This is a genomic window from Pseudomonas sp. (assembly GCF_036404235.1).
In the GTDB taxonomy this organism is placed as follows: Bacteria; Pseudomonadota; Gammaproteobacteria; order Pseudomonadales; family Pseudomonadaceae; genus Aquipseudomonas.
Genome location: NZ_DASWOT010000142.1, coordinates 1 through 23,472 on the forward strand (window position 1 = coordinate 1; position 23,472 = coordinate 23,472).

At 57.1% G+C, this 23,472-nt stretch carries 24 protein-coding genes and 2 pseudogenes; 15 read left to right on the forward strand and 11 right to left on the reverse strand.

Features of this window, described 5'->3' with window-relative positions; genetic code table 11:
- Positions 1-105 precede the first annotated feature (105 nt).
- Positions 106-588 carry a hypothetical protein gene (locus tag VGC62_RS17625; RefSeq protein WP_331188360.1) on the reverse strand — a complete coding sequence of 161 codons (483 nt, stop codon included), beginning with the start codon at positions 586-588 and terminating at the stop codon, positions 106-108.
- 411 nt (positions 589-999) lie between these two features.
- Here VGC62_RS17625 and VGC62_RS17630 point away from each other — a divergent pair.
- Positions 1,000-1,418: pseudogene (locus tag VGC62_RS17630) on the forward strand (P2 family phage major capsid protein); the annotation flags it as partial.
- Between the two features lie 227 nt (positions 1,419-1,645).
- Here VGC62_RS17630 and VGC62_RS17635 read toward each other — a convergent pair.
- Complete coding sequence (locus VGC62_RS17635; RefSeq protein ID WP_331188361.1) at positions 1,646-1,951, reverse strand: XRE family transcriptional regulator; 306 nt, start codon at positions 1,949-1,951, stop codon at positions 1,646-1,648.
- On the reverse strand, positions 1,944-2,309 hold the full coding sequence (locus VGC62_RS17640; protein WP_331188362.1) for a type II toxin-antitoxin system RelE/ParE family toxin: 366 nt from the start codon (positions 2,307-2,309) through the stop codon (positions 1,944-1,946). The genes VGC62_RS17635 and VGC62_RS17640 overlap by 8 nt, the downstream gene beginning before the upstream one ends.
- Before the next feature lie 115 nt (positions 2,310-2,424).
- On the opposite strand from VGC62_RS17640, the pseudogene VGC62_RS17645 reads away from it, so the two are divergent.
- The 8 genes and pseudogenes from VGC62_RS17645 to VGC62_RS17680 form a co-directional block, all read left to right on the forward strand.
- Positions 2,425-2,860: pseudogene (locus VGC62_RS17645) on the forward strand (hypothetical protein); the annotation flags it as partial.
- A 30-nt stretch (positions 2,861-2,890) separates the two neighbouring features.
- Entirely contained in the window at positions 2,891-3,205 is a 315-nt protein-coding gene (locus tag VGC62_RS17650; protein WP_331188383.1) for a DNA cytosine methyltransferase, read from the forward strand.
- 372 nt (positions 3,206-3,577) lie between these two features.
- Entirely contained in the window at positions 3,578-4,546 is a 969-nt protein-coding gene (gene exbB, locus VGC62_RS17655) for a tonB-system energizer ExbB (protein ID WP_331188363.1), read from the forward strand.
- A gap of 3 nt (positions 4,547-4,549) precedes the next feature.
- The gene (gene exbD, locus VGC62_RS17660; protein ID WP_331188364.1) at positions 4,550-4,975 is read left to right on the forward strand and encodes a TonB system transport protein ExbD; all 426 of its coding nucleotides are present in this window, start codon (positions 4,550-4,552) and stop codon (positions 4,973-4,975) included.
- Positions 4,972-5,715 (forward strand): energy transducer TonB, encoded by a 744-nt coding sequence (locus VGC62_RS17665; RefSeq protein WP_331188365.1) that lies wholly within the window; start codon positions 4,972-4,974, stop codon positions 5,713-5,715. The genes exbD and VGC62_RS17665 overlap by 4 nt, the downstream gene beginning before the upstream one ends.
- 91 nt (positions 5,716-5,806) lie before the next feature.
- Positions 5,807-6,730, forward strand: coding sequence for a hydrogen peroxide-inducible genes activator (locus tag VGC62_RS17670; protein ID WP_331188366.1), 924 nt, complete (start codon positions 5,807-5,809; stop codon positions 6,728-6,730).
- A 9-nt stretch (positions 6,731-6,739) separates the two neighbouring features.
- Positions 6,740-8,815: an ATP-dependent DNA helicase RecG gene (recG, locus tag VGC62_RS17675; RefSeq protein WP_331188367.1), complete on the forward strand. Its 2,076-nt coding sequence runs from the start codon at positions 6,740-6,742 to the stop codon at positions 8,813-8,815.
- Positions 8,816-8,902: 87 nt separating this feature from the next.
- The gene (locus VGC62_RS17680) at positions 8,903-10,297 is read left to right on the forward strand and encodes an aminoacyl-tRNA deacylase and HDOD domain-containing protein (protein WP_331188368.1); all 1,395 of its coding nucleotides are present in this window, start codon (positions 8,903-8,905) and stop codon (positions 10,295-10,297) included.
- Between the two features lie 85 nt (positions 10,298-10,382).
- Here VGC62_RS17680 and VGC62_RS17685 read toward each other — a convergent pair whose 3' ends face one another.
- The 4 genes from VGC62_RS17685 to VGC62_RS17700 all read right to left on the reverse strand — a co-directional run bounded on the left by VGC62_RS17685 (position 10,383) and on the right by VGC62_RS17700 (position 12,791).
- Positions 10,383-10,760, reverse strand: a complete 378-nt coding sequence (locus VGC62_RS17685; RefSeq protein WP_331188369.1) for an SCP2 sterol-binding domain-containing protein — start codon at positions 10,758-10,760, stop codon at positions 10,383-10,385.
- Positions 10,761-10,975: 215 nt separating this feature from the next.
- Positions 10,976-11,251 carry an HU family DNA-binding protein gene (locus VGC62_RS17690; RefSeq protein ID WP_331188370.1) on the reverse strand — a complete coding sequence of 92 codons (276 nt, stop codon included), beginning with the start codon at positions 11,249-11,251 and terminating at the stop codon, positions 10,976-10,978.
- Positions 11,252-11,440: 189 nt separating this feature from the next.
- Positions 11,441-12,589, reverse strand: a complete 1,149-nt coding sequence (locus VGC62_RS17695; RefSeq protein WP_331188371.1) for an NAD(P)/FAD-dependent oxidoreductase — start codon at positions 12,587-12,589, stop codon at positions 11,441-11,443.
- Between the two features lie 34 nt (positions 12,590-12,623).
- Positions 12,624-12,791, reverse strand: coding sequence for a rubredoxin (locus tag VGC62_RS17700; RefSeq protein ID WP_331188372.1), 168 nt, complete (start codon positions 12,789-12,791; stop codon positions 12,624-12,626).
- Between the two features lie 213 nt (positions 12,792-13,004).
- On the opposite strand from VGC62_RS17700, the gene VGC62_RS17705 reads away from it, so the two are divergent.
- Entirely contained in the window at positions 13,005-13,580 is a 576-nt protein-coding gene (locus VGC62_RS17705) for a chorismate--pyruvate lyase family protein (protein WP_331188373.1), read from the forward strand.
- On the forward strand, positions 13,580-14,470 hold the full coding sequence (ubiA, locus tag VGC62_RS17710) for a 4-hydroxybenzoate octaprenyltransferase (protein WP_331188374.1): 891 nt from the start codon (positions 13,580-13,582) through the stop codon (positions 14,468-14,470). The genes VGC62_RS17705 and ubiA overlap by 1 nt, the downstream gene beginning before the upstream one ends.
- 83 nt (positions 14,471-14,553) lie before the next feature.
- Here the strand turns inward: ubiA and VGC62_RS17715 are convergent, their stop codons facing one another.
- Complete coding sequence (locus VGC62_RS17715) at positions 14,554-14,934, reverse strand: hypothetical protein (protein ID WP_331188375.1); 381 nt, start codon at positions 14,932-14,934, stop codon at positions 14,554-14,556.
- A gap of 174 nt (positions 14,935-15,108) precedes the next feature.
- On the opposite strand from VGC62_RS17715, the gene phoB reads away from it, so the two are divergent.
- The 3 genes from phoB (at position 15,109) to VGC62_RS17730 (ending at position 18,593) form a co-directional block, all read left to right on the forward strand.
- Entirely contained in the window at positions 15,109-15,798 is a 690-nt protein-coding gene (gene phoB / locus VGC62_RS17720; RefSeq protein WP_331188376.1) for a phosphate regulon transcriptional regulator PhoB, read from the forward strand.
- A 54-nt stretch (positions 15,799-15,852) separates the two neighbouring features.
- Positions 15,853-17,154, forward strand: a complete 1,302-nt coding sequence (gene phoR, locus VGC62_RS17725; RefSeq protein ID WP_331188377.1) for a phosphate regulon sensor histidine kinase PhoR — start codon at positions 15,853-15,855, stop codon at positions 17,152-17,154.
- Positions 17,155-17,252: 98 nt separating this feature from the next.
- Positions 17,253-18,593: a hemolysin family protein gene (locus tag VGC62_RS17730; RefSeq protein WP_331188378.1), complete on the forward strand. Its 1,341-nt coding sequence runs from the start codon at positions 17,253-17,255 to the stop codon at positions 18,591-18,593.
- A gap of 129 nt (positions 18,594-18,722) precedes the next feature.
- On the opposite strand, the gene VGC62_RS17735 is transcribed toward VGC62_RS17730, so the two are convergent.
- From VGC62_RS17735 to prlC, 3 genes are all read right to left on the reverse strand, one after another.
- A complete protein-coding gene (locus VGC62_RS17735; RefSeq protein WP_331188379.1) occupies positions 18,723-19,781 on the reverse strand; it encodes a PA0069 family radical SAM protein in 1,059 nt (352 codons plus the stop codon).
- A 436-nt stretch (positions 19,782-20,217) separates the two neighbouring features.
- On the reverse strand, positions 20,218-20,505 hold the full coding sequence (locus VGC62_RS17740) for a YheV family putative zinc ribbon protein (protein ID WP_331188380.1): 288 nt from the start codon (positions 20,503-20,505) through the stop codon (positions 20,218-20,220).
- Positions 20,502-22,553, reverse strand: a complete 2,052-nt coding sequence (gene prlC, locus VGC62_RS17745) for an oligopeptidase A (protein ID WP_331188381.1) — start codon at positions 22,551-22,553, stop codon at positions 20,502-20,504. Before prlC ends, VGC62_RS17740 begins: the two co-directional genes overlap by 4 nt.
- Before the next feature lie 113 nt (positions 22,554-22,666).
- Here prlC and VGC62_RS17750 point away from each other — a divergent pair, with 113 nt between their 5' ends.
- Positions 22,667-23,215, forward strand: coding sequence for a gamma carbonic anhydrase family protein (locus VGC62_RS17750; RefSeq protein WP_331188382.1), 549 nt, complete (start codon positions 22,667-22,669; stop codon positions 23,213-23,215).
- Positions 23,216-23,472 lie beyond the last annotated feature (257 nt).

Genomic DNA, 23,472 nt, shown 5'->3' on the forward strand with positions numbered 1-23,472 from the left:
GCCAAACGACCACCGATGTCACCGCAGCCAGCAATCAGAACGCAAGGAGCAACCATTCCACCTCTCCACATAAAAACAGGGTTGATCCGACCATGGCGGTCCTTCCTATTGGGGCAATACTGCGGTCACCCGCCTCATGAATTCGTCAAAAAGAGGTGCTGTGAATGCGATTTGCGCATACTCGGGACTGTAGATCATTCCTTTCTTGATCAAACTGTCACGCACTGGACCCAAGCTTGTGGCAACTCGCCCCAAGGCTATAGCTACATCAGCTGAACGTTGCGGCCCTTTGCCCAACTCAGCCAGACAACGCATGTAATCGCGCTCGGCAGGTGTCGTCCGGTCAAAACGAACCCTGAAAAATGACTCATCGAGCTTGCGAATAGTTTCATGAATAGCGGCACGAGCATCCTGTTCAGTAAAAGTTTCTCCTTGGGCTATATTCCAAACGGTATAGCCCCACTCTTGAAGAAAATATGGATAGCCGCGAGTTTTTTCGTAAATCTCCTTTAGAGCCTCTTCGGATATCGTTGCGCCCTCTTGCTCCACCGGATCACGAATCGCCTTCCAGGCATCAGCTTCTAACAACGCGCCTAGACGAGGAAACTCAAATAACCGCTCGGCGTAGCTTTGGCATCACCGGCCTGTCCAGCCAACTGAGGAAGGCCAGCCCCAAAAAAACCAGAGGCAAGCCCGCCTGGTTAATCCCGTGAATGCCACGAATCAATGCCCCCAGCTCATCTTTGGAAAGGTACTGCAATTCGGCTTCAGCCGACGGAAAATCCGCTCAAAAATAAAAGCTCAAAGGGAGCCAATTCAATTTTTCATGGGTGGGGGCAGCCAAATTTTTCATTACGACACACGGAAAAGATGCGGACCGATGCACCCCGGACACCAAAAATGTCGACATTACGTAAACATCTGGCCGCTATATGTGCTGAAAAAATCAGAAATGATTCCGGTCTCCCCCCAAAACACTGGGACCAGTCATCACCGAAAGAAAATAAACAAACGCTGAAATTCGCCACTATCGATGCCTGGGCCAAGTTCAAAGACTTTGCCAAGCGCTACAGCGCAGCAGTGCAGCAGTGCAACGCCAGATCGGCCTTGATTGACTGATGATCGGCTGGCATGGCGTCGAGGCAAAACCGGATACTGATCGCACCGCCAACCCGCTGCTGCAAGACGTCAACAAAGGCTGGTTGCAGCTCGTCCGCGAACAGGCACCGCAGCAGATCCTGACCGAAGGTCTGACCCCCGGAAAAATCCAGATCGGCGGTACCGGTGATTATCGGAACCTCGACGGCCTGGTGTTAGACGTCTCGTTGATGATCGACGAAGAATTTCGCGACGGCGGCGACCTGGTGGTGACCTCATTCGACAACCTGTCGATCTACTTTCAGGACACCTCCTGGCGTTGTTCCCGGCCATTGGCGTGAAAACCAAACAAGACGATGCGATCAAGGCGCTGCGCAAGCAGCAAGCCAACGACGAATAACCGACTGCCCCCCCAGCGGGAACCTGTGAAGGCAGTTCGATCATTTATGACTCGGCCTATCTGAAACATGGTTTCCCGCCCTATTAACAAAGAACCCGGCACTGGGCCGGGTTCGAAGAGGACGTTATGGGTAGTGCGCTGATCATCTCAACTCGCAAAATTCTCGATTTTCACCTGACCCTCGGGAAAGGTTGCGATGATTTCCAGCTCGCCCCCCATAGCGCGGATGTAGCTGCGCAACGTGCTGATGTACATGTCGGTGCGCCGCTCCATTTTCGAGACGGCCGCCTGGTTGATATGAAGCGTTTTAGCCAGCGTGTCCTGGCTCAGTGCCTTGGCTTGCCGCAGCTCATGCAACGGCATTTCGGCACGCAGCTGTTGATACAGCGCGTCTACACGCTCGCGAGACTCTGGCGAACGCTGTGCCACCAGATCGGTAAATTTCTTAGCCATTGTCATAGCCCTCTTTCTTCAAGATTTCCAAATGCTCGTCGTACAGGCGCTCTGCCTGAGGGACGTGCTCCTGGTACCAGCGGTCCTGACCGGTTTTGTCGCCACCGAGCAGCAGGATGGCGCATCGGCGCGGGTCAAAGGCGTACAGCACTCGGTAGGGCCTGCCGCCATGTTGCACCCGCAGTTCGCGCAGGTGCCCATGTCGGGAGCCTTTGATATCAGTGGTATGCGGGAACCCCAAGTGCGGTCCCTCATCGCCAAGCAACATGACAGTAGCCTGGACCGAGTCCTGCTCAGCTTCGCTGAGGCGATCCCACCAGCCTTCAAATTCGTCGGTGTATTCAATTTCCCATCTCATGGGCGAAATATGCCACAGAGCAAATATAACCTCAAAGGAATATTTGGATGAGTTTTAGCGGTCGCCCGAGCACCCTGATCAACCAGCCAATCGTCAACGATGGTTTCTGGCCGGACTGCCCAGCGTGCCTAAAGGTGATCAGCTCTGGCAGCACATCGAAGCCGTGCAACAACGAGTCGACGCTGAAGGCAACTGGACCCGCCAGGCCGACGCGAAGATCACCGATCGGGCGACCGAACGAGAAGTACACGCGCTGGACAACACCGAGCGTTATCAAAGCAGCACGATCAATGTCGATGATCACAGCAGTGAGTCGGTGGGTGGGACTAAAACCGTCGAGGCTTTGGCTGTCGGGTGGCTCTGCGAGCGTTGCCAGCGTTGATGACTTACACCTGGCGACCGCGCGCGATTTGAATCTGGTGGTGGGTCAGCGACATAACGCTGTGATTGGCGGGGATATGATGGAAGTGATCGTGGGGGCTCGCGCCAGTTTGGCGCGAGTCAGTCAACGCCTGCTGGCCCCCAAGACGTGGCTGGGATCTGATGTCATCACCGGCGGCTTCCCCTGCCAGGACATCAGCCTGGCAGGCGCTCGTGACAGCAAGCGGGACAAGCGCGGATTACGTGGCGAGCGCAGCGGCCTATTCTGGGAAGTCATACGCATCCTCAAAGAAGTACAACCCCGGTGGGTAGTGCTTGAAAATGTCGTTAACCTGCTCGCTGTCAATGATTGCGAAGACTTTGAAACAGTCATCCGGGCCCTTGCGGACGGCGGGTATGTGGGATGCTGGCGAGTGCTTAATGCTCAGTATTTCGGAGTCCCCCAGCAACGTCGTCGCGTATTCCTGGTCGCAGGTCTTGGACGAATGCCCCCCAGCGAGGGGTCTCGATGGTAGCGAAATCGACAACGGGCAGAGACAATTATATTTTCTAAAAATACCTTATTTTTCAATGCCTTGTGACTTTTAAAACGGCAATTACTGTTTTCACCTTTTCATGCCCCAACCTAGCGACGTGTGGACACCGAGATGTCCACATTATGTCCACACTTAGCGACTATATGTGCTGAAAAAGTCAGAAATGGTACCGACGTCATCCTCAGAAGACTCAGTGACCAGTCATCACCGAAAGAAAATAAACAAACTCTGTTACTTTCGTTAACGAGAATTACTTGCAATAATACTGGCCCTTTGTTCTCCTCCGCTCGCTTTGCGCCAGCGTGACGCCTCCAGAACGAACACCTATTTTTCATCTCAGGTCCGGTCAGCATGATACCTACCCAATCGCTCGCTTCGTCTATCAAGCTTCCACGCCTGCCACGTGCCTTGCGCGGTATTGCGGCATTGCTGTTCAGCCTGATGCTGACACCGGTTGCACTCGCCGACGCCACTGCGCCAACGCAGACTCCCGCCACGCAATCAGCAGCCCCGGCCTCCACACCGGTTGACACCGCTGCAGCCCCGGCTGTTCAAGACCCTGCCGCTCCCATCGAAACCCTGGACGCAGCGCCAGAAGACAACAGTCTGGGCATGTCCCACGACCTGTCACCCTGGGGTATGTACAAGAACGCGGACAGGATCGTCAAAACGGTGATGATCGGTCTGGCGATTGCTTCGATCATCACCTGGACCATCTGGATCTCCAAAGGCCTCGAATTGCTGGGCGCCAAGCGTCGTCTGCGTGGCGAAATCGCCAACCTGAAAAAAGCCCGCACACTGGATGAAGCCAGCGCTAGCGCCAGCAAGGAAGGCACCCTGGCCAACCTTCTGGTCCATGATGCCCTCGAAGAGATGCGCCTGTCGGTCAACTCCCGCGAGCGCGAGGGTATCAAGGAGCGCGTGAGCTTCCGCCTTGAGCGTCTGGTGGCCGCGTGTGGCCGCAACATGAGCATGGGCACAGGCGTGCTCGCCACCATCGGCTCGACTGCGCCTTTCGTGGGGCTGTTCGGCACCGTGTGGGGGATCATGAACAGCTTCATCGGCATTGCCAAAACCCAGACCACCAACCTTGCAGTCGTGGCGCCAGGTATTGCAGAAGCCCTGCTGGCCACCGCGCTGGGCCTGGTTGCAGCGATTCCAGCGGTCGTCATCTACAACGTCTTCGCCCGTTCCATTGCTGGCTATAAGGCACAGGTTTCCGACGCTTCTGCGCAGGTTTTATTGCTGGTCAGCCGTGATCTGGATCATCAGCCTGCCGCCGAACGCAGCCAGCCTGCGCACATGGTAAAAATGGGGTAAACCATGGGCCTGCATCTGAACGAAGGCGGCGATGATCTCGCCGAGAACCACGAAATCAACGTCACACCGTTTATCGACGTGATGTTGGTCCTGCTGATCATTTTCATGGTGGCAGCGCCGTTGGCAACGGTCGACATCAAAGTCGATCTGCCCGCCTCTACGGCGAAACCAGCGCCGCGACCCGAAAAACCGATCTTCCTCAGCGTCAAAGCCGATCAGAGCCTGTACCTGGGTGATGAAAAGATTGCACGTGAACTGATTGGCCCGACGCTCGACGCCAAGACCAAAGGCAAGAAAGACACGACGATCTTCTTCCAGGCCGACAAAGGCGTGAATTACGGCGATCTGATGGAAGTGATGAACGCTTTGCGCGGTGCCGGATACTTGAAAGTCGGCCTCGTCGGTCTTGAGACGGTTGGTAAGAAATGATCAATACGCGCCAAAAACTGACGCGCTATAGCGGTAGTCTGTTATTGGTGCTGGCAGTGCATGCTATTGCGATTATCGTCGCATTGCGCTGGCCCGCCTCCCAGGCCATCGAACTGCCGCCAGCAGCAATGATGGTCGAGCTGGCGCCTATTCCTGAACCAGCGCCACCACCGCCACCGAAAGTCGTGCAGCCACCGCAGCCTCCAGCACCGGAAGAAGAACTGCCGTTGCCCAAGCTTGAGGAAGCACCGAAGCCGGAAATCGAAATTCCCAAACCGGTCAAGCCAAAACCCAAGCCACAGCCGCCTAAACCGGTGAAGAAAATCGAGCCGCCCAAGGAAGAAAAACCTGCCGATGAAAAACCGGTAGACGCGCCTCCTTCGAACGCCAAACCGGAAAAATCGACTGCGCCGCAAGTGGCACCTCCTACGCCGCCGAGCAATGCACTGCCCAGTTGGCAGGGTGATTTGTTGCGTCATTTGAGCAAATTCAAGCGTTATCCGGAGGACGCTCGTCGTCGCGGTACGCAGGGTATCAACCGTCTGCGCTTCGTGGTCGATAAGGACGGCAATGTACTTTCTTATGAAATCGCTGGCGGCTCAGGCAGTGCAGCCCTGGATCGAGCCACGCTGGAAATGATTCGCCGAGCGCAGCCGTTGCCCAAACCTCCGGCCGAATTGCTCAACAACGGCTCGCTCGAAGTGGTCGCACCCTTCGTGTACTCATTGGATAAACGTTGAAATCTTGATTTTGTTACACCACAGGGGCTGATAACGTGCGTCTATCGATTGCACCCGCTATGCTGGGAACGCAACTTCATGGACGCACGCTATGACCCTTACAGAATTGCGCTACATCGTTACCCTCGCTCAGGAGCAGCATTTCGGCCATGCGGCCGAACGCTGCCACGTTAGCCAACCGACACTCTCGGTAGGCGTAAAGAAGCTGGAAGATGAACTCGGCGTGCTTATTTTCGAGCGCAGCAAGAGTGCGGTACGTCTTACGCCGGTTGGCGAGGGCATCGTGGCTCAAGCACAGAAAGTGCTCGAACAGGCGCAAGGCATTCGCGAACTGGCCCAGACGGGCAAGAATCAACTGACCGCCCCACTGAAAGTCGGTGCAATCTATACCGTTGGTCCTTACCTGTTCCCACACCTGATTCCGCAACTGCATCGGGTCGCCCCGCAAATGCCGTTGTACATCGAAGAAAACTTCACCCACGTGCTGCGCGACAAGCTGCGCAACGGTGAGCTGGACGCGATCATCATTGCGCTGCCGTTCAACGAAGCCGATGTGCTGACCCTGCCGCTCTATGACGAACCGTTCTATGTCTTGATGCCTGCCGATCACCCATGGACGCAAAAAGCGACCATCGACGCATCGGCGCTCAACGATAAGAGCCTGCTATTGCTCGGCGAAGGCCACTGCTTCCGCGATCAGGTGCTCGAAGCCTGTCCGACACTGGTAAAGGGTGGGGACAGCGCCAGGCACACCACGGTGGAGTCCAGTTCTCTGGAAACCATTCGACACATGGTGGCTTCGGGGCTGGGTATCTCGGTCCTGCCGATGTCCGCCGTCGACAGCCACCATTACGCTCCCGGCGTGATCGAGGTGCGTCCGATGTCGCCGCCGGTGCCTTTCCGTACTGTCGCGATTGCCTGGCGTGCGAGTTTCCCTCGTCCAAAAGCCATTGAAATCCTCGCTGATTCGATTCGTCTGTGTTCGGTTGCCAAACCTAAAGCACAGGCGAGTTAAGCGGGCGGTATGACTGAGTTGTCCCACGTCTCGGTGACTGCGCTCAAGGGCGTCGGCGAGGCCATGGCCGAGAAACTGGCGAAGGTTGGCCTGGAGAACATTCAGGACGTCCTTTTCCATCTGCCGCTGCGCTATCAGGATCGAACCCGGGTAGTTCCCATTGGTCAATTGCGCCCTGGGCAGGATGCAGTGATCGAGGGGGTGGTCAGCGGCGCAGACGTAGTAATGGGGAAGCGTCGCAGCCTGTTGGTACGGCTGGGTGATGGCACCGGCGTGTTGAGTTTGCGCTTCTACCACTTCAGCAATGCGCAGAAGGAGGGACTCAAGCGTGGCACCCACGTGCGCTGTTATGGCGAAGCGCGTCCCGGTGCGTCGGGGCTCGAAATCTATCACCCCGAGTACCGCGCTCTGACAGGCGACGAGCCACCTCCGGTTGACCAGACCCTGACGCCGATCTACCCGACGACCGAAGGCCTGACCCAGCAACGCCTGCGTCAGTTATGCCAGCAGAGCCTGTCGATGCTAGGGCCAAAAAGCCTGCCCGACTGGTTGCCGGAAGAGCTCGCCCGGGACTACCAACTGGCGCCGCTCGACGAGGCTATCCGCTATTTGCATCACCCGCCTGCCGATGCCGACGTAGAAGAATTGGCCCTGGGGCATCATTGGGCTCAGCATCGGCTGGCGTTCGAAGAACTACTGACTCATCAGCTTTCGCAACAGCGTTTACGTGAAAGCCTGCGCTCACAACGGGCACCCGCGCTGCCCAAACCCAGGAAATTACCGAAACAGTTTCTCGCCAACCTTGGTTTTCCGCCGACAGGCGCACAGCAGCGGGTCGGTAATGAAATCGCCTACGACCTCAGTCAGCACGAACCAATGCTACGCCTGATTCAAGGCGATGTCGGCGCGGGCAAAACCGTGGTCGCTGCCATCGCCGCGTTACAGGCTTTGGAGGCGGGCTATCAGGTAGCCTTGATGGCGCCGACCGAGATTCTGGCGGAGCAGCACTACATCAATTTCAAGCGCTGGCTCGAGCCGCTGGGTATCGAAACCGCTTGGTTGGCGGGCAAGCTCAAGGGCAAGGCCCGGGCTACTTCGCTGGAGCAGATCGCCACTGGCACACAGATGGTGGTCGGCACCCATGCGCTGTTCCAGGATGAAGTGCAGTTCAAGAATCTCGCCCTGGTGATCATCGACGAACAACATCGCTTCGGCGTGCAGCAGCGCCTGGCGTTACGCAAAAAAGGCGTGGGCGGTCGGATGTGTCCGCACCAGTTGATTATGACGGCCACGCCCATCCCGCGCACACTGGCAATGAGCGCTTACGCCGACCTCGACACCTCGATCCTCGACGAACTGCCACCCGGGCGCACACCGGTCAACACCGTGTTGGTGGTCGACAGTCGTCGCATCGAAGTGGTTGAGCGGGTGCGTAATGCCTGCACCGAAGGCCGTCAGGCGTATTGGGTCTGCACGCTGATCGAAGAATCCGAAGAGCTGACCTGCCAGGCCGCCGAAACCACGTTTGAAGAATTGACCAGCGCCCTGGGTGAGTTGCGTGTAGGTTTGATTCATGGCCGCATGAAGCCTGCGGAAAAAGCCGCGGTGATGGCCGAGTTCAAACAGGGCGCACTGCAATTGTTAGTGGCCACTACCGTGATCGAAGTTGGGGTGGATGTCCCTAACGCCAGTCTGATGATCATCGAGAACCCTGAGCGATTGGGCCTGGCGCAGTTGCACCAATTACGCGGTCGGGTCGGTCGCGGCAGCGCGGCAAGTCATTGCGTGCTGTTGTATCACCCGCCGCTGTCGCAAATCGGTCGCCAGCGTTTGGGCATCATGCGTGAAACCAACGATGGCTTCGTGATCGCCGAGAAAGATCTGGAGCTGCGCGGCCCCGGCGAAATGCTCGGGACGAGGCAAACAGGTCTGCTTCAATTTAAGGTCGCAGACCTGATGCGCGATGCAGATTTATTACCTGCTGTCAGAGATGCCGCTCAAGCGCTGCTCGAACGATGGCCGCAACATGTCAGCCCGCTGCTCGAACGATGGCTGCGGCATGGTCAGCAATACGGCCAAGTGTGAAGCAGTCATCGCAATCGGCGGCTGACTACCCCTTATAACAACTAAGCTGGTTATACTTCGACGATTGTAGGAATTTGGATACATACCATGACAGAAGTTGCCCACGTAGACGCAACCACACACGCCCCGTCTGTCATCCGGCAGTTGCTTGGCAAACTGACCATCAGCTATCGCGAAGTCATGGACGACGAAAGCATACCTGCGGTTAAGAAGGTTCAAGCAGTTCTGGTGGACGACTCTGTTGGCGCGCTGTTAATCCTCTTCCCGCAGAACCATTTGCTGGACCTCAATCGAATTACCGAGCTGACGGGCCGTAAACTGACGGCTGTGTCGCAGGAGCGCATCGAGCAGATGCTGGGTAAGCATAATCTGCGCATGCTACCGGGCCTGCCCGCGCTAACCAGCTCCCCTTGTCTGTATGAGGAGCGCATTCTTCAAGAGCCGCTGCTGCTGATCGACTCAGGCGAGCCAGGCTTGCTGCTGGAAGTGACCAACGAAGATTTCAAAAGCATGTTGAGCAAAGCCAGCGCCGCACGCTTCGGCGAACCGGTGGCGTCTGTTCAACCGAACCTGGACCGCCCGGACGACGACCGCAAGGAAATCAACAAGGCCATGCAGGACTTTACCGCTCGTCGCATCCAGCAACGTCTGGAAGCGACGGTGGAAATTCCACCGCTAGCAGATACCGCGCAAAAGATCATCAAGCTGCGTGTCGATCCTGATGCAACCATCGACGACATCACCGGCGTGGTCGAAACCGACCCGTCGCTGGCGGCTCAGGTGGTCAGTTGGGCGTCCTCTCCTTATTACGGTTCCGCTGGCAAGATCCGTTCGGTAGAAGACGCGATTGTCCGGGTGCTTGGTTTTGATCTTGTGATCAACCTCGCGCTGGGCCTGGCACTGGGTAAAACCCTGAGCTTGCCCAAGGACCATCCGCAACACGCCACCCCGTATTGGCAACAATCGATCTACACCGCAGCGGTCATCGAGGGCCTAACTCGAGCGATGCCACGTGCCAAGCGTCCGGAAAGCGGCCTGACCTACCTTGCCGGCTTGCTGCACAACTTCGGCTATCTGCTGCTGGCTCATGTGTTTCCGCCACATTTCTCGTTGATTTGCCGGCAAATCGAAGTCAACCCACATCTGCACCACAGCTTTGTCGAACAGCACCTGTTGGGCATTACGCGCGAACAAATCGGCTCATGGCTGATGCGCAATTGGGACATGCCCGAAGAACTGGCCGTCGCCCTGCGCTTCCAGCACGACCCGCACTACGACGGCGACCACTCAGCCTATGCCAATCTGGTGTTTCTGGCGGTGGGCTTATTGCGCAAGGAAGGCATCGGCTCAGGTCCGATCGAAAGCATTCCGGACGAGTTGCTCGAACGGCTGGAACTGTCTCGCGAAAAAGCCAACGACGTGGTGCATAAGGTGCTTGAAGCCGAAGTGCTGCTGCGCGAACTGGCTGCGCAGTTTCATTGATGACCATTTCCTCTGTGTAGCGCGGTCGCAGGTTACGACAGCCTGGGCCGCATTGGGAGGATGAGGCCTCTGGCATTCGGACAAATCAAGCCTTCTTCTTCCTCGGCTTCAAATACTTCATCAAGCCCTGAAACCACATTACCAGGCCGGTGTTGCCTTTGACCTGAATGTCTTTGTCCTGAATGCCCTGCATAAACGCCAGTTGTTTGTTTTTCGCTTGCAATGTCGCGAAGCCGAAAGCGGCATCTTTGAAGGCAATGCAGAACGCAGGCTCAGGGATCACACCGCGATGGCTGCTGATTCGCTGATCCTTGACGATGAAATGCCGAGCGACCTTACCGTCAAACGTCTGCAATTGAAATGTCAGGTCTTTGCCCAGCAACTGTTGCTGGAATGCGGGGTTATGGCGGCTGGCGCGTGCCATCAACAGGCTCATCATCCACAGTAAAAAACGAAATTTCATGCGAAAAGGCCCCTGCCTGAGACGGTCCGGGTACTGCGACCGAAGCGCAGTGTAGCGGGCTTGCGCAACACAGGCTCAGGCAGAACCTGGCAGTCGCAAAGTGGCGCCGCAGACAGTTAGCCGCCCTCAAACCAGGGACATAAAAAATGGGCACTCAATACGGGTTGATATGCCCATCTTCTTGCTCAGCGCCTAACGCGAAGGCGTCGAACGGTTTACGGATTGACGCTATCTTTGAGGAACTTGCCTGGCTTGAAGGAAACGGTATTGCTTGCCTTGATTTTCAGCGGCTCGCCAGTCTGTGGATTTTTACCTGCGCGCGCGCCGCGATGGCGCTGTAGGAAAGTACCAAAGCCAACGAGAGTGACAGTGTCCTTGCGGTGCAAGGCGCCGGCAATTTCCTCAAGGACAGCATTGAGTACGCGATTGGCTTGTTCTTTGGTGATATCTGCTTTTTCAGCGATGGCTGCTGCGAGTTCTGGTTTACGCATATAAAGCCTCATTAACGGTTTTTTGTTGTTATGTGCCGTGCTACTCGTCCTGAGCAGCGAGCTGGTGCCGCAACGGCTCTACGTTGCGGCCTCGCAAATGAGGATGGCATGCTGCCGAGCCCTGCGCCAGTCTGTGCTCAACGTTTGTAAGCACAAAAACGCGGCCTATCCGACAGAACGACCATTCTTTTATGCCAACAGCGCCGGTAATGTCTTGTTCAGGGCAAGTTTTTCCATCACCGCAGTGCCAGTAAGGGCATAGCCGAGCAGATTTCCACTGGCATCGTGGCACAGCGCTTTGATGTCAGCGCCCAGCCCCTCGACGCTCCACACACCCTCTTTGCCTTTGGGTGGCGGCGAAACGACCAGCGGGCAAACGGGTGTTTTCACCGTCACTGGCATCGGACCGTATTTGACCGCCGTCGGTGTGCCGGTCAAGGTTTGCGCCAATGCACGCGCGCAACTCATCAACGGCATGACATACAACAAATTAAGGCCGTCGACTTCAGCACAATCACCCAGCGCATAAATGTTGGCGTGCGAAGTTTGCAGATGACGATTAACCACGACGCCTAGACCCACCTCCAGACCCGCCGCAGCGGCGAGATCAACCCGAGGACGCAAACCGATGGCTGATACCACCACATCACACAGCACCACTTCGCCGTCGGACAAATGCGCTTCCAAGCCTTGCTCGGCTCGCGACAAACGCGTCAGCACCGGCCCCAAATGGAAACGCGCCCCAATGCTTTCCAGTCCGGCCTGCACAGCGCTTGCGGCTGCAGGATGCAATAAGGTCGGCATGACTTGCTCGCACGGCGCGACCAGATCGACCTCGTAACCGCCCAGAATCAAATCATTGGCGAACTCGCAGCCAATCAGGCCGACGCCGAGCACCAACACTCGTCGCTTGCCCGCGGCAGCAGTGCGAAAGCGTGCGTAGTCTTCGAGGTCGTTGATCGGGAAGATCGCGTCGCCCGCATCGCCCTGAACCGGAACGCGCACGCTTTGTGCGCCCCATGCCAGGATCAGATCGCGATAATGCACCGCTTCCTCGCCGATCCACAGGCGCTTGTGTCCGGGATCAATACCGCTAATACGTGTGTGAGTGCGCACCTCGGCCTTGAGCTGTTCGGCCATCGCCCCCGGCTCAGCCATGCTCAGGTCATCGGCCTCCTTATTCTTGCCAAATCCGGTGGAGAGCATGGGTTTGGAGTAAGAACGACCGTCATCAGCAGTGATCAGCAACAGAGGCGTTTCGCCGTCTAGCTTGCGAAATTCCCGAGCGAGGTTGTAACCCGCAAGGCCGGTGCCAATGATCACGACAGGTGCGCTCATTCATTTCTCCTGAATAAAAGGGGGTTCAGACGGATCAGCCGATTTCGATCATTTCGAAATCAATTTTGCCGACGCCGCAATCCGGGCACAGCCAATCGGCCGGTACATCTTCCCAGCGGGTGCCCGGCGCAATCCCGTCATCCGGCCAACCATCGGCCTCGCTATAAATCAGGCCACAGACAATGCATTGCCACTTCTTCATCGCTCGTATCTCTCAGGCGTTGTGTGCTCAATAGGGCTTCATGCGCCCAGCCTCTTCGCGTCACCGCCTATTTTTTGACTGGGTGAGGGCGTTTTACTGATCGCAAGGCTTTGACGCAAGCATCATCGACATATAGACGGTGGTCCGGTCATCGGTCGATACCGGCAATCATGGTAAGCTCGCCGCCTCGATTGCCGCCAATAAATGCTCACCGTGACCCAGCAAAATTCTGTATTCCTGACTCAAGACTGGCACCTGCGCGATCAAATGGTCGACACCCCCACACCCATGGTGCTTGATTGGCTCTTCAACGAAGACTCGCTGACCCGCCGCCTCACCGGCCTTTCCAATAACGGCTTTAGCGTTATGCCACTGCACGAAGGCTGGCAAGTGCTTCGCGCCGATGAATGCACAGCGCTCGAACTGGCGCAAGGGAGCGAAGGCTGGGTCCGGGAAGTGTATCTGCGCGGTCATGGCGAGAAATGGGTATTTGCCCGCAGTGTCGCCGCGCGCAGCGCACTGGAGCACGACGGCTTGCACATGGACCAACTTGGCACGCGCTCGCTGGGTGAGTTGCTGTTCAGTGACAAGGCGTTTGAGCGCGGCGCGATGCAGGTCTGTCGTTATCCGGCAGCCTGGTTACCCGCCGAGGATGCCCAGGACGCTCTGTGGGGGCGCCGGTCGCGCTTCAGCCGCGCACGCTTGAGCATCCTGGTCGCAGAAGTCTTCTTGCCAACCTTATGGCGTGCCATTGAGGTCGCCAACCCAGCCATCGCGGAGCATCACTGATGTACGTTTCGCTGCTCAAATCGCTCAATCGCTTGAATCCCCGCGCGTGGGACTTCGTGCAGTTGACCCGCATCGACAAGCCCATCGGCATTTACCTGCTGCTGTGGCCGACGTTGTGGGCGCTGTGGATTGCTGGCAAAGGCTCGCCCTCGCTAGCAAACGTGCTGATCTTCGTGATCGGCGTGTTCTTGATGCGGGCCGCAGGTTGCGTGATCAACGACTTCGCAGACCGCAAGGTAGACGGCCACGTCAAACGCACCGAGCAGCGGCCATTGGTGAGCGGTAAGGTCAGCAGCAAAGAGGCTTTGGTGCTGTTTTCGATTCTGCTGGGCTTGAGCTTTTTGCTGGTACTGCTGACCAACTCCACGACGATCTGGCTGTCGTTTGGCGGCTTGGCACTGGCAGCCTGCTATCCGTTCATGAAGCGATACACCTATTACCCACAAGTGGTGTTGGGTGCGGCGTTTTCGTGGGGGATGCCGATGGCGTTCACCGCCGAGACCGGCGACCTGCCCGCCGCCGCTTGGCTGTTGTATATCGCCAACCTGCTGTGGACGGTGGGCTACGACACTTATTACGCAATGACTGATCGCGAAGACGACCTGAAGATCGGCGTGAAATCCACCGCCATACTGTTCGGCGATGCTGATCGGACAATCATTCTGACCCTGCAATGCCTGTCGCTCGGCTGCCTGATGCTGGCCGGTTCGCGTTTTGAGCTGGGCATATACTTCCTTTTGGGGCTGCTGGTTGCGGCGGGATGTTTCGCCTGGCAGTTCTGGTCGACACGCAACAAGGAGCCGCAAGCCTGCTTCAAAGCCTTTTTGCACAACCATTGGGCCGGGCTGGCAATCTTTGTCGGTATCGTCGTCGACTACACACTGCGCTGACCAAACAGCCAGGGTCTGTCGCCGTTTGGTTGTGACAGCGACCAAACGGCAACAGCCCTTGCTTGATACAGCGAGTATCAGGCTTATGGTTTGGCAACGTGCCAGACATCGCCTTTGCCATCACCTGTCGTGTCGCCAGCAGCTTTGTCATTTTTGAAGGTGTAGAGCGGCTTGCCTTTGTAGACCCACTGCGACTTATCATCGTCGCGCTTGATGATCGTCCAGTCGCCAACGGCTTTGTCTGAACTCGAAGCGGTCAGTGGCGGCCAGTTAGTCGCGCACTGGTCATTACAGACGGACTTACCGGCCGAGGTATCTTTGTCGAAGGTGTACAGCGTCATGCCGCTGTGATCGACCAGCACGCCGTCTTTGGTCATCGCAGGATCGGCAGCAAACGCCATCCCAGCCGAAGCCAGCGCTGCTGCAGCGAGCAAGCTCAAAAGGGAAGATGAAAATCTAGCCATCGGATGAATCCTCTTTTTGTAGTCGTTTCTGGAACGATTTTTTTGTAGGACAAGGCTCCAATCTTAGCCCCGGATAGACCTTTATCGCCAGCGACTCAACAACCTGTCACACGACTGCAATAATTCCGTTATCTAATGCGCCCCAAGACAGTTAAATGACAAGAGGTTTGAGGCATGGCTGGCAGGAGCATTCTGATCGTTGACGACGAAGCGCCCATCCGCGAAATGATCGCCGTTGCATTGGAAATGGCTGGCTACGACTGCATGGAGGCTGAGAACTCGCAACAAGCTCACGCCATCATTGTTGATCGTAAACCGGATCTGATCCTGCTCGACTGGATGCTGCCCGGCACTTCAGGCATCGAGTTGGCCCGCAGGCTCAAGCGCGACGAGCTGACGGGAGACATCCCGATCATCATGCTCACCGCCAAAGGCGAAGAGGACAACAAGATCCAGGGGCTTGAAGTGGGCGCCGATGACTACATCACCAAACCCTTCTCCCCGCGTGAACTGGTCGCCCGCCTGAAAGCCGTGCTGCGTCGCGCCGGTCCAACTGATGGCGAAACACCGATTGAGGTCGGCGGTTTGCTGCTCGACCCGATCAGCCACCGCGTGACTATCGATGGCAAACCCGCTGAAATGGGCCCGACCGAATACCGTCTGCTGCAATTTTTCATGACTCACCAGGAACGTGCTTACACTCGCGGGCAATTGCTCGATCAGGTTTGGGGTGGCAACGTCTACGTCGAGGAGCGCACTGTCGATGTTCACATTCGTCGCCTGCGCAAAGCCCTCGGCGATGCCTACGAGAATCTGGTACAAACCGTGCGCGGCACCGGTTATCGCTTTTCTACCAAAAGCTGAAAAAGCTTTTAGGGCGATAGCCTGCTGTTTGCTCACGACAAGGACGCGTTTCAATTGAATCGAAACTGGCACGGCACGCTGATTCGCCATCTGCTGCTATTGGTCACGGCATCGCTGCTGGCTGGCCTGATCAGCGGGCATTACGGCTGGTGCCTGGCTATTGGCCTGGCGCTGTATCTGGCCTGGACCTTAAAGCAGTTGCTGCGCCTGCACGACTGGTTGCGTCATCACAAGGCAGACGAACCACCGCCTGACGGGTATGGCTTGTGGGGCGAAGTCTTCGACAGCATTTATCACCTGCAACGCCGTGACATGCGAGTGCGCGGACGCCTGCAAGCGGTCATCGATCGGGTCCAGGAGTCCACCACCGCCCTCAAAGACGCGGTGATCATGCTCGACAGCGAAGGCAACCTCGAATGGTGGAACCGCGCCGCCGAGACCTTGCTCGGCCTCAAGACGCCCCAAGACAGCGGTCAGCCGGTGACCAACCTGGTGCGGCACCCGCGCTTCAAGGAATACTTCGAGCAAAACAATTATGCCGAACCGCTGGAAATCCCCTCGCCGGTCAGCGAACGCCTGCGTATTCAGCTGTTGATCACCCGCTACGGCAACAACGAACACCTGATGCTGGTGCGCGACGTCACACGGATCCATCAGTTGGAACAGATGCGCAAGGATTTCGTCGCCAACGTTTCCCACGAGTTACGCACACCACTGACAGTGATTTGCGGCTATCTGGAGACGCTGCTGGATAACGTCGACGAAGTGAATCCACGCTGGGTGCGTGCGCTGCAGCAGATGCACCAGCAAGGCGGACGCATGCAGACGCTGCTCAATGACCTTTTATTGCTGGCAAAGCTCGAAGCAACCGATTACCCATCCGACAATCAGCCGGTGCAAGTGCCTGCAATGCTGCGCAGCATTACCAATGATGCTCAGGCATTGTCCGGTACGAAAAATCAACAGATCACCCTGGAAATCGACAGCGACACGCACCTCAAGGGCAGCGAGCCAGAATTACGCAGCGCGTTTTCCAACCTGATCTTCAATGCCGTGAAATACACGCCGGCTGAAGGCAAGATCCACATCCGCTGGTGGACCGACGGACGCGGCGCACATTTGAGCGTGCAGGACTCCGGGATTGGCATTGACAGCAAACATCTGCCACGTCTGACCGAGCGTTTTTACCGGGTCGACTCCAGCCGTGCGTCCAATACAGGTGGCACCGGGTTGGGCCTGGCGATCGTCAAGCATGTGTTGCTGCGCCATCGCGCCACACTTGAGATCAACAGCGTGCTAGGCAAAGGCAGCGTATTTATCTGCAATTTCCCACCGATCCAAATGACCAAACCCTAGCCAAGCTGGAGGATAGCCGCTAAATTGCGCCTCTTGTACGCTCCATTTGTGAGCGGCAGAACCCTTTTTTGATCATACGGAACCCGCAAAACCCCATCATGGACCCTTCCCCTGCTTTAAGCCTCGCCTCCATTTTCGCCGACTTCGGCATGATTCTCTTCGCAATGATTCTGGTTCTGCTCAACGGCTTCTTCGTTGCCGCAGAGTTCGCCATGGTCAAACTACGCTCCACGCGTGTTGAATCGATTGCCGAGAACAACGGCTGGCGCGGGCGTATTCTTCGCACCGTTCACAGCCAGCTGGATTCTTATCTCTCGGCATGCCAACTCGGTATTACGCTTGCCTCGCTGGGCCTGGGCTGGGTCGGTGAGCCTGCGTTCGCGCACTTGCTGGCGCCCCTGCTGGAAAGCCTTGGCGTGCAGTCGCCGGAAGTGGTGAAAGGCGTTTCGTTCTTCTCTGCGTTCTTTCTTATTTCCTACCTGCACATCGTGGTTGGCGAGTTGGCGCCCAAGTCCTGGGCCATTCGCAAGCCCGATATGCTGTCGCTGTGGACGGCAGTGCCGCTGTATTTGTTCTATTGGGCCATGTACCCGGCAATCTACCTGCTCAACGCCAGCGCCAACGGCATTCTGCGCATTGCCGGCCAAGGCGAGCCCGGCCCGCACCACGAACACAGCTACAGCCGTGAAGAACTGAAGCTGATTCTGCACTCTAGCCGCGGTCAGGACCCGAGCGATCAGGGCATGCGCGTTCTGGCGTCGGCCGTGGAAATGGGTGAGCTGGAAGTGGTCGACTGGGCCAACTCCCGCGAAGACCTGGTGACGCTGGACTGCAACGCCCCGCTCAAAGAAATCATGGCGCTGTTCCGTCGTCACAAGTTCAGCCGCTACCCGGTGTATGACGCCGAGCGCGAAGAGTTCGTCGGCCTGCTGCACATCAAGGACTTGCTGCTGGAACTGGCGGCGCTGGATCACCTGCCCGAATCGTTCAACCTGGCTGAGCTGACTCGGCCGCTGGAGCGCGTATCCAAGCACATGCCGCTGTCACGCCTGCTGGAGCAGTTCCGTCAGGGTGGCGCGCACTTCGCGCTGGTCGAAGAAGCCGACGGCAAGGTCATCGGTTACCTGACCATGGAAGACGTGCTGGAAGTGCTGGTCGGCGATATTCAGGACGAACACCGCAAGGCCGAGCGCGGCATCCTTGCGTATCAGCCGGGCAAGCTGCTGGTGCGTGGTGACACGCCGCTGTTCAAGGTCGAACGCCTGCTGGGCATCGACCTGGACCACGTAGAAGCAGAGACCCTCGCGGGTCTGATCTACGACAGCCTCAAGCGCGTGCCGGAAGAGGAAGATGTCATGGAAATCGAAGGCCTGCGAATCATCATCAAGAAGATGAAAGGTCCGAAGATCGTGCTGGCCAAGGTACTGAAGCTCGATTGATGTGAAACCCATCAGGCCCGTGCTGACCACGCGGGCCTCTTCGCATGCAAGCTCGCGCCACAAGACCGCGTGATTTTGCTGGGAGCGAACCCGCCCACGAATACGTCCCTATCGACCCGCCTTAAAACTTCACAACAACGACATTTGCCCACCCGGCGGGCAAAATGCATCGCAATCGAGCCTAAAGCTTTCGCGCCCATTCAAGCCCAGTTTCTTCACCGCGATACTGTAGCGCTGCGCAAGCAAGTCAGCGAATACGCCCTCGCCACGCATCCGACTGCCAAAACGGCTGTCATACACCTGACCACCGCGCGATTGCCGTACCAGGCTCATCACATGGGCGGCTCTCTGCGGATAGTGCGCCTGCAACCACTCCTCAAAAAGTGGCGCGACCTCCAACGGTAACCGCAGCATCACATAACCCGCGCCCAAAGCCCCCGCGGCCTTGGCTTCAGCCATCAGGCTTTCCAGCTCCATATCGTTGATCATCGGAATCATCGGCGCCAGGATCACGCCCACTGGGATTCCCGCCTCGCGCATGACTCGAATCGCTCGTAACCGTGCTTTGGGTGCGGCGGCGCGCGGTTCAAGAATACGTTTAAGCTCGTCATCCAACGACGTCAGGCTGATGAACACCGACACCAATCGCTGTTTTGCCAACTCCACCAGCAAGTCCAGGTCGCGCAGAATCAACGAGCCTTTAGTGATGATCGTCACTGGATGACGGTAGCGCAGCAACACTTCAAGCGTGGCGCGGGTGATTTTGTATTCACGCTCGATCGGTTGATACGGGTCGGTATTAGCGCCCAGCGTAATAGGCGCAACGGTGTAACCTCGCTTCGACAATTGCTGCTCCAGCAATGCCGCTGCGTTGGTCTTGGCGATCAGTTTGGTCTCGAAATCAAGCCCCGGCGACATGTCCCAATACGCGTGACTGGGGCGTGCGTAACAATAAATACAACCGTGCTCGCAGCCTCTGTACGGATTGATCGAGCGATCGAACGGGATGTCCGGTGAAGAATTACGCGTGATGATGCTCTTGGCGGTTTCGAGAGTGACTGTTGTGCCTTGGGTCAGAGGGACTTCCTGATACCAGCCGTCATCCTCGGCGACTGAGCGATTGGGCGCGAAGCGGTTATGCGGATTGGTGGCCGTACCTCGACCACGAGGAGGAAGTGGGGTGGACATGAGGCTTTCCCGAATACTGTGTTTTTGTACAGTACAACGAAAAACTATCGTCCTCCATGTTCTCGATGGAAAACCTCATGGTGTCTGACCAGCGGCGCGCGGGACTGAGCCCCGAGGTAGAGCACGCCGCAATTCAAGCTTGGTCAATAGACCATAAAGGGCTCGGCTTAACATTGAGTTGACTGCCCGTTTTCAATGAACTAACTGATGGGCTGAAACATGAAGAAAACTCCCTGCGCCTGCACTTACACACGAAGTTGCTATTACTGAGCGCCGGAAACGCAATGACTGTATTCCCTCTAACTCATACACGGATTTATCAAAGCAACATTCGAAAAGTATTTCGAAAATGAGAATTACACCAACGCGGCGATACAAGAACATGTGAAATATGGGTTGATGCCAGCGGTTGTTGCGCCGGCATCAACGCATTACATCAACTCGGATCGACCGGCTTTTTCAGCTTTGGATTCGGGAAAAATTGCACCCCCTGAACCTTCGGATCCGCAGGTTTGGGCACTGCCTTGTTGACTCGCGTCCCCAACTCTTTCGGGATCGACTGGCCTTGGGCATTGAGCGTGTCCGAATACCCGCAATGCACGCACTCTCGGTGCGGGACATCATCTTCGTTCCACATCATCAGCCTGTCGGGCTCGCTGCACGCCGGGCATACGGCCCCGGCGATAAAGCGTTTTTTGGTCACTACTGCCGGCGTATCACTCATGCCGCTGCGTCCTCGTTCAAGCCGCAATGGCGCAAGAGTGCGTCAATTGAAGGTTCACGTCCGCGGAAGTCGACGAACAACACCATCGGGGCCTGCGAGCCGCCACGCGCCAGAATCGCTTCGCGAAACGCCCGACCGGTGTCTTCGTTGAGCACGCCATCTTCCTCAAACTTCGAGAATGCATCGGCCGACAGTACTTCAGCCCATTTATAGCTGTAGTAACCCGCTGCATAACCACCGGCGAAGATGTGCGCGAAGCTATTAGGGAAGCGGTTATACGCAGGTGGACGCATGACCGAGACTTCATCGCGCACGCCTTCAAGCACTTGTAGCGCGGTACGGCCATCGCCATGGGTGGCATGCAACTCGAAGTCGAACAGCGAAAACTCCAACTGACGAACCATCATCAGGCCAGACTGGAAGTTTTTCGCGGCAAGCATTTTCTCAAGCAGATCCTGAGGCAGCGGTTCACCGGTTTGGTAATGGCCAGAAATCAGCGCCAGGCCCTCGGGCTCCCAGCACCAGTTTTCCATGAACTGACTTGGTAGCTCGACCGCATCCCACGCCACGCCGTTGATGCCTGAGGCACCGGCGTGTTCGACGCGGGTCAGCAGATGGTGCAGGCCGTGACCGAATTCGTGGAACAAAGTGGTGACTTCATCGTGGGTCAGCAGCGCAGGCTTGCCGCTGTCTGCCGGGGTGAAGTTGCAGACCAGATTCGCCACCGGGCTTTGCAGTTGGCCGTCGGCGGTGCGGCGACGGTCGCGAGCACCGTCCATCCAGGCACCACCACGCTTGTTGGCGCGGGCATAAAGATCAAAGAAGAAACGACCGACGTGCTGGCCGTTCTCATTGATTTCGAACAGGCGCACGTCCGGATGCCAGGTGTCGAAGCCTTTCTGTTCGGCGATCTCGATGCCGTACAGTTTTTGTACGATGGCAAACAGGCCGCTGAGTACTTTATCGATCGGAAAGTAAGCGCGCAGCGTCTCTTGAGACACGCTGTAACGTTGTTCACGCAGCTTCTCGCCATAAAAACCGCTGTCCCAGCTTTGCAGGTCCGGGCAGCCTTGTTCGGCGGCGTAGGCTTTCAGTTGCTCAAGATCCTGAGCAGCAAACGGTTTGCTGCGCTTGGCCAGATCGCGCAGAAAGCTGAGCACTTGATCGCTCGATTCAGCCATCTTGGTTGCCAGGCTCAGCTCGGAGAAGCTGGCGAAACCCAACAGCTTGGCCAATTCCTGACGCAAGTCGAGAATCTGTTCCATCACCGGGCCGTTGTCGTTCTTACCGGCATTCGGGCCTTGATCCGACGCGCGGGTGCAGTACGCCGCATAGACTTCCTCGCGCAGGGCGCGGTCTTCGGCGTAGGTCATCACCGCGTAATAGCTCGGAAACTCCAGGGTGATCAGGTAACCATCGAGGTCTTTGGCCTTGGCCGCCGCAGCCATTTGCGCCTTGGCCGAATCGGTCAGGCCGGCGAGGGCGGCTTCGTCGGTGACGAGCTTGGTCCAGGCTTGAGTGGCATCGAGCAACTGGTTGGAAAACTGGCTGCCCAGTTCCGAGAGTTTGCTCTGCACCTGGGCGTAACGCTTTTGCTGCTCGGGCGGCAGGTCAATACCGGACAAACGGAAGTCTCGCAGCGAGTATTCGAGGATGGTCTTCTGCGCGATGTCGAAATCAGCGGCTTGCGGACTATTGGCCAAGGCTTCGAAGGCCTGGAACAACGCGCGATTTTGCCCCAGCTCGGTGGAGTAGGCACTTAACGCGGGCAGGCACGATTCGTATGCTTCGCGCAGTTCAGGACTGTTGCGTACGGCGTTCAGATGGCTGACCGGGCTCCAGGCGGCGCCGAGGCGGTCGTTGAGCTCATCCATCGCCAATACCAGGCCAGCCCATGTAGGCTGCGAACCTTGTTTGGCGAGAATGTCGACAATTGCTGCGCGGTTGTCGGCAAGAATCTGTTCAATAGCCGGTTTTACGTGCTCGGCGCGGATCGCCGAGAAAGGTGGCAGGTCGTACGATTGCAGAAGAGGGTTGTTCGCGCTCACGGTTTGGCACCTTGGCTGGGAGAAACACCCGAGCATCTTAATTACAATCGGCGCTCACCGCAGCTACCTCACCACGATAACAACGCTATCAGCCTCAATGAAGGAGACTATAAGTGGCTATTCGCAAGTTCCAGGGTCACACGCCAGCGCTTGGCGAGCGGGCTTTTGTCGATCGTTCGGCGGTCGTCATTGGCGACGTCGAAATAGGCACCGACAGCTCTGTCTGGCCGCTAACGGTGATTCGCGGCGACATGCACCGCATCCGCATCGGTGCGCGCACCAGCGTTCAGGACGGCAGCGTGTTGCATATCACCCATGCAGGTCCGTTTAATCCGGACGGATTTCCACTGCTGATTGGCGACGAAGTGACCATCGGTCATAAAGTCATGCTGCATGGCTGCACCGTCGGCAACCGGATTCTGATCGGCATGGGCAGCACGATCATGGACGGCGCAGTGGTCGAGGACGAAGTGATCATTGGCGCGGGCAGTTTGGTCCCGCCGGGCAAGCACCTGGAAAGCGGCTTTCTGTACGTCGGGCGTCCGGTTAAGCAAATGCGCCCGCTGACTGAGCAGGAGATCGCATTCTTCCCCTACAGCGCGACCAATTACGTGAAGCTCAAGGACCAGCACCTGGCTGAAGGTTTCGACCAACCTTGCTGAGCAATCCATAAGTTGCAGGCGGGAGAAGACATGCATTACCAGAATATTCTGTTTGATCTGGATGGCACGCTGACCAGTAACTTACTCACCCATCTGCTCACCACGAGCCATACGGAATGCCGAATTTCTCGATGTAGGCTCTGGATTCAGCCGAGGGCGGGTCGAATTGACCATTTGATAAGCCATCATTAGGCCCGGTCGGATCAACCTTGGCCTGCACCCGTGCGATCTCGATAGGCGTCAAGCAGGGGCCTGTG

What these genes read in the sequence shown, in the direction of transcription:
- VGC62_RS17635 (WP_331188361.1), bottom strand. Translation starts at nt 1,951, where the DNA reads ATGGCTAAGAAATTTACCGATCTGGTGGCACAGCGTTCGCCAGAGTCT.
- VGC62_RS17640 (WP_331188362.1), bottom strand. Translation starts at nt 2,309, where the DNA reads ATGAGATGGGAAATTGAATACACCGACGAATTTGAAGGCTGGTGGGAT.
- exbB (WP_331188363.1), top strand. Translation starts at nt 3,578, where the DNA reads ATGATACCTACCCAATCGCTCGCTTCGTCTATCAAGCTTCCACGCCTG.
- exbD (WP_331188364.1), top strand. Translation starts at nt 4,550, where the DNA reads ATGGGCCTGCATCTGAACGAAGGCGGCGATGATCTCGCCGAGAACCAC.
- VGC62_RS17665 (WP_331188365.1), top strand. Translation starts at nt 4,972, where the DNA reads ATGATCAATACGCGCCAAAAACTGACGCGCTATAGCGGTAGTCTGTTA.
- VGC62_RS17670 (WP_331188366.1), top strand. Translation starts at nt 5,807, where the DNA reads ATGACCCTTACAGAATTGCGCTACATCGTTACCCTCGCTCAGGAGCAG.
- recG (WP_331188367.1), top strand. Translation starts at nt 6,740, where the DNA reads ATGACTGAGTTGTCCCACGTCTCGGTGACTGCGCTCAAGGGCGTCGGC.
- VGC62_RS17680 (WP_331188368.1), top strand. Translation starts at nt 8,903, where the DNA reads ATGACAGAAGTTGCCCACGTAGACGCAACCACACACGCCCCGTCTGTC.
- VGC62_RS17685 (WP_331188369.1), bottom strand. Translation starts at nt 10,760, where the DNA reads ATGAAATTTCGTTTTTTACTGTGGATGATGAGCCTGTTGATGGCACGC.
- VGC62_RS17690 (WP_331188370.1), bottom strand. Translation starts at nt 11,251, where the DNA reads ATGCGTAAACCAGAACTCGCAGCAGCCATCGCTGAAAAAGCAGATATC.
- VGC62_RS17695 (WP_331188371.1), bottom strand. Translation starts at nt 12,589, where the DNA reads ATGAGCGCACCTGTCGTGATCATTGGCACCGGCCTTGCGGGTTACAAC.
- VGC62_RS17700 (WP_331188372.1), bottom strand. Translation starts at nt 12,791, where the DNA reads ATGAAGAAGTGGCAATGCATTGTCTGTGGCCTGATTTATAGCGAGGCC.
- ubiA (WP_331188374.1), top strand. Translation starts at nt 13,580, where the DNA reads ATGTACGTTTCGCTGCTCAAATCGCTCAATCGCTTGAATCCCCGCGCG.
- VGC62_RS17715 (WP_331188375.1), bottom strand. Translation starts at nt 14,934, where the DNA reads ATGGCTAGATTTTCATCTTCCCTTTTGAGCTTGCTCGCTGCAGCAGCG.
- phoB (WP_331188376.1), top strand. Translation starts at nt 15,109, where the DNA reads ATGGCTGGCAGGAGCATTCTGATCGTTGACGACGAAGCGCCCATCCGC.
- VGC62_RS17730 (WP_331188378.1), top strand. Translation starts at nt 17,253, where the DNA reads ATGGACCCTTCCCCTGCTTTAAGCCTCGCCTCCATTTTCGCCGACTTC.
- VGC62_RS17735 (WP_331188379.1), bottom strand. Translation starts at nt 19,781, where the DNA reads ATGTCCACCCCACTTCCTCCTCGTGGTCGAGGTACGGCCACCAATCCG.
- VGC62_RS17740 (WP_331188380.1), bottom strand. Translation starts at nt 20,505, where the DNA reads ATGAGTGATACGCCGGCAGTAGTGACCAAAAAACGCTTTATCGCCGGG.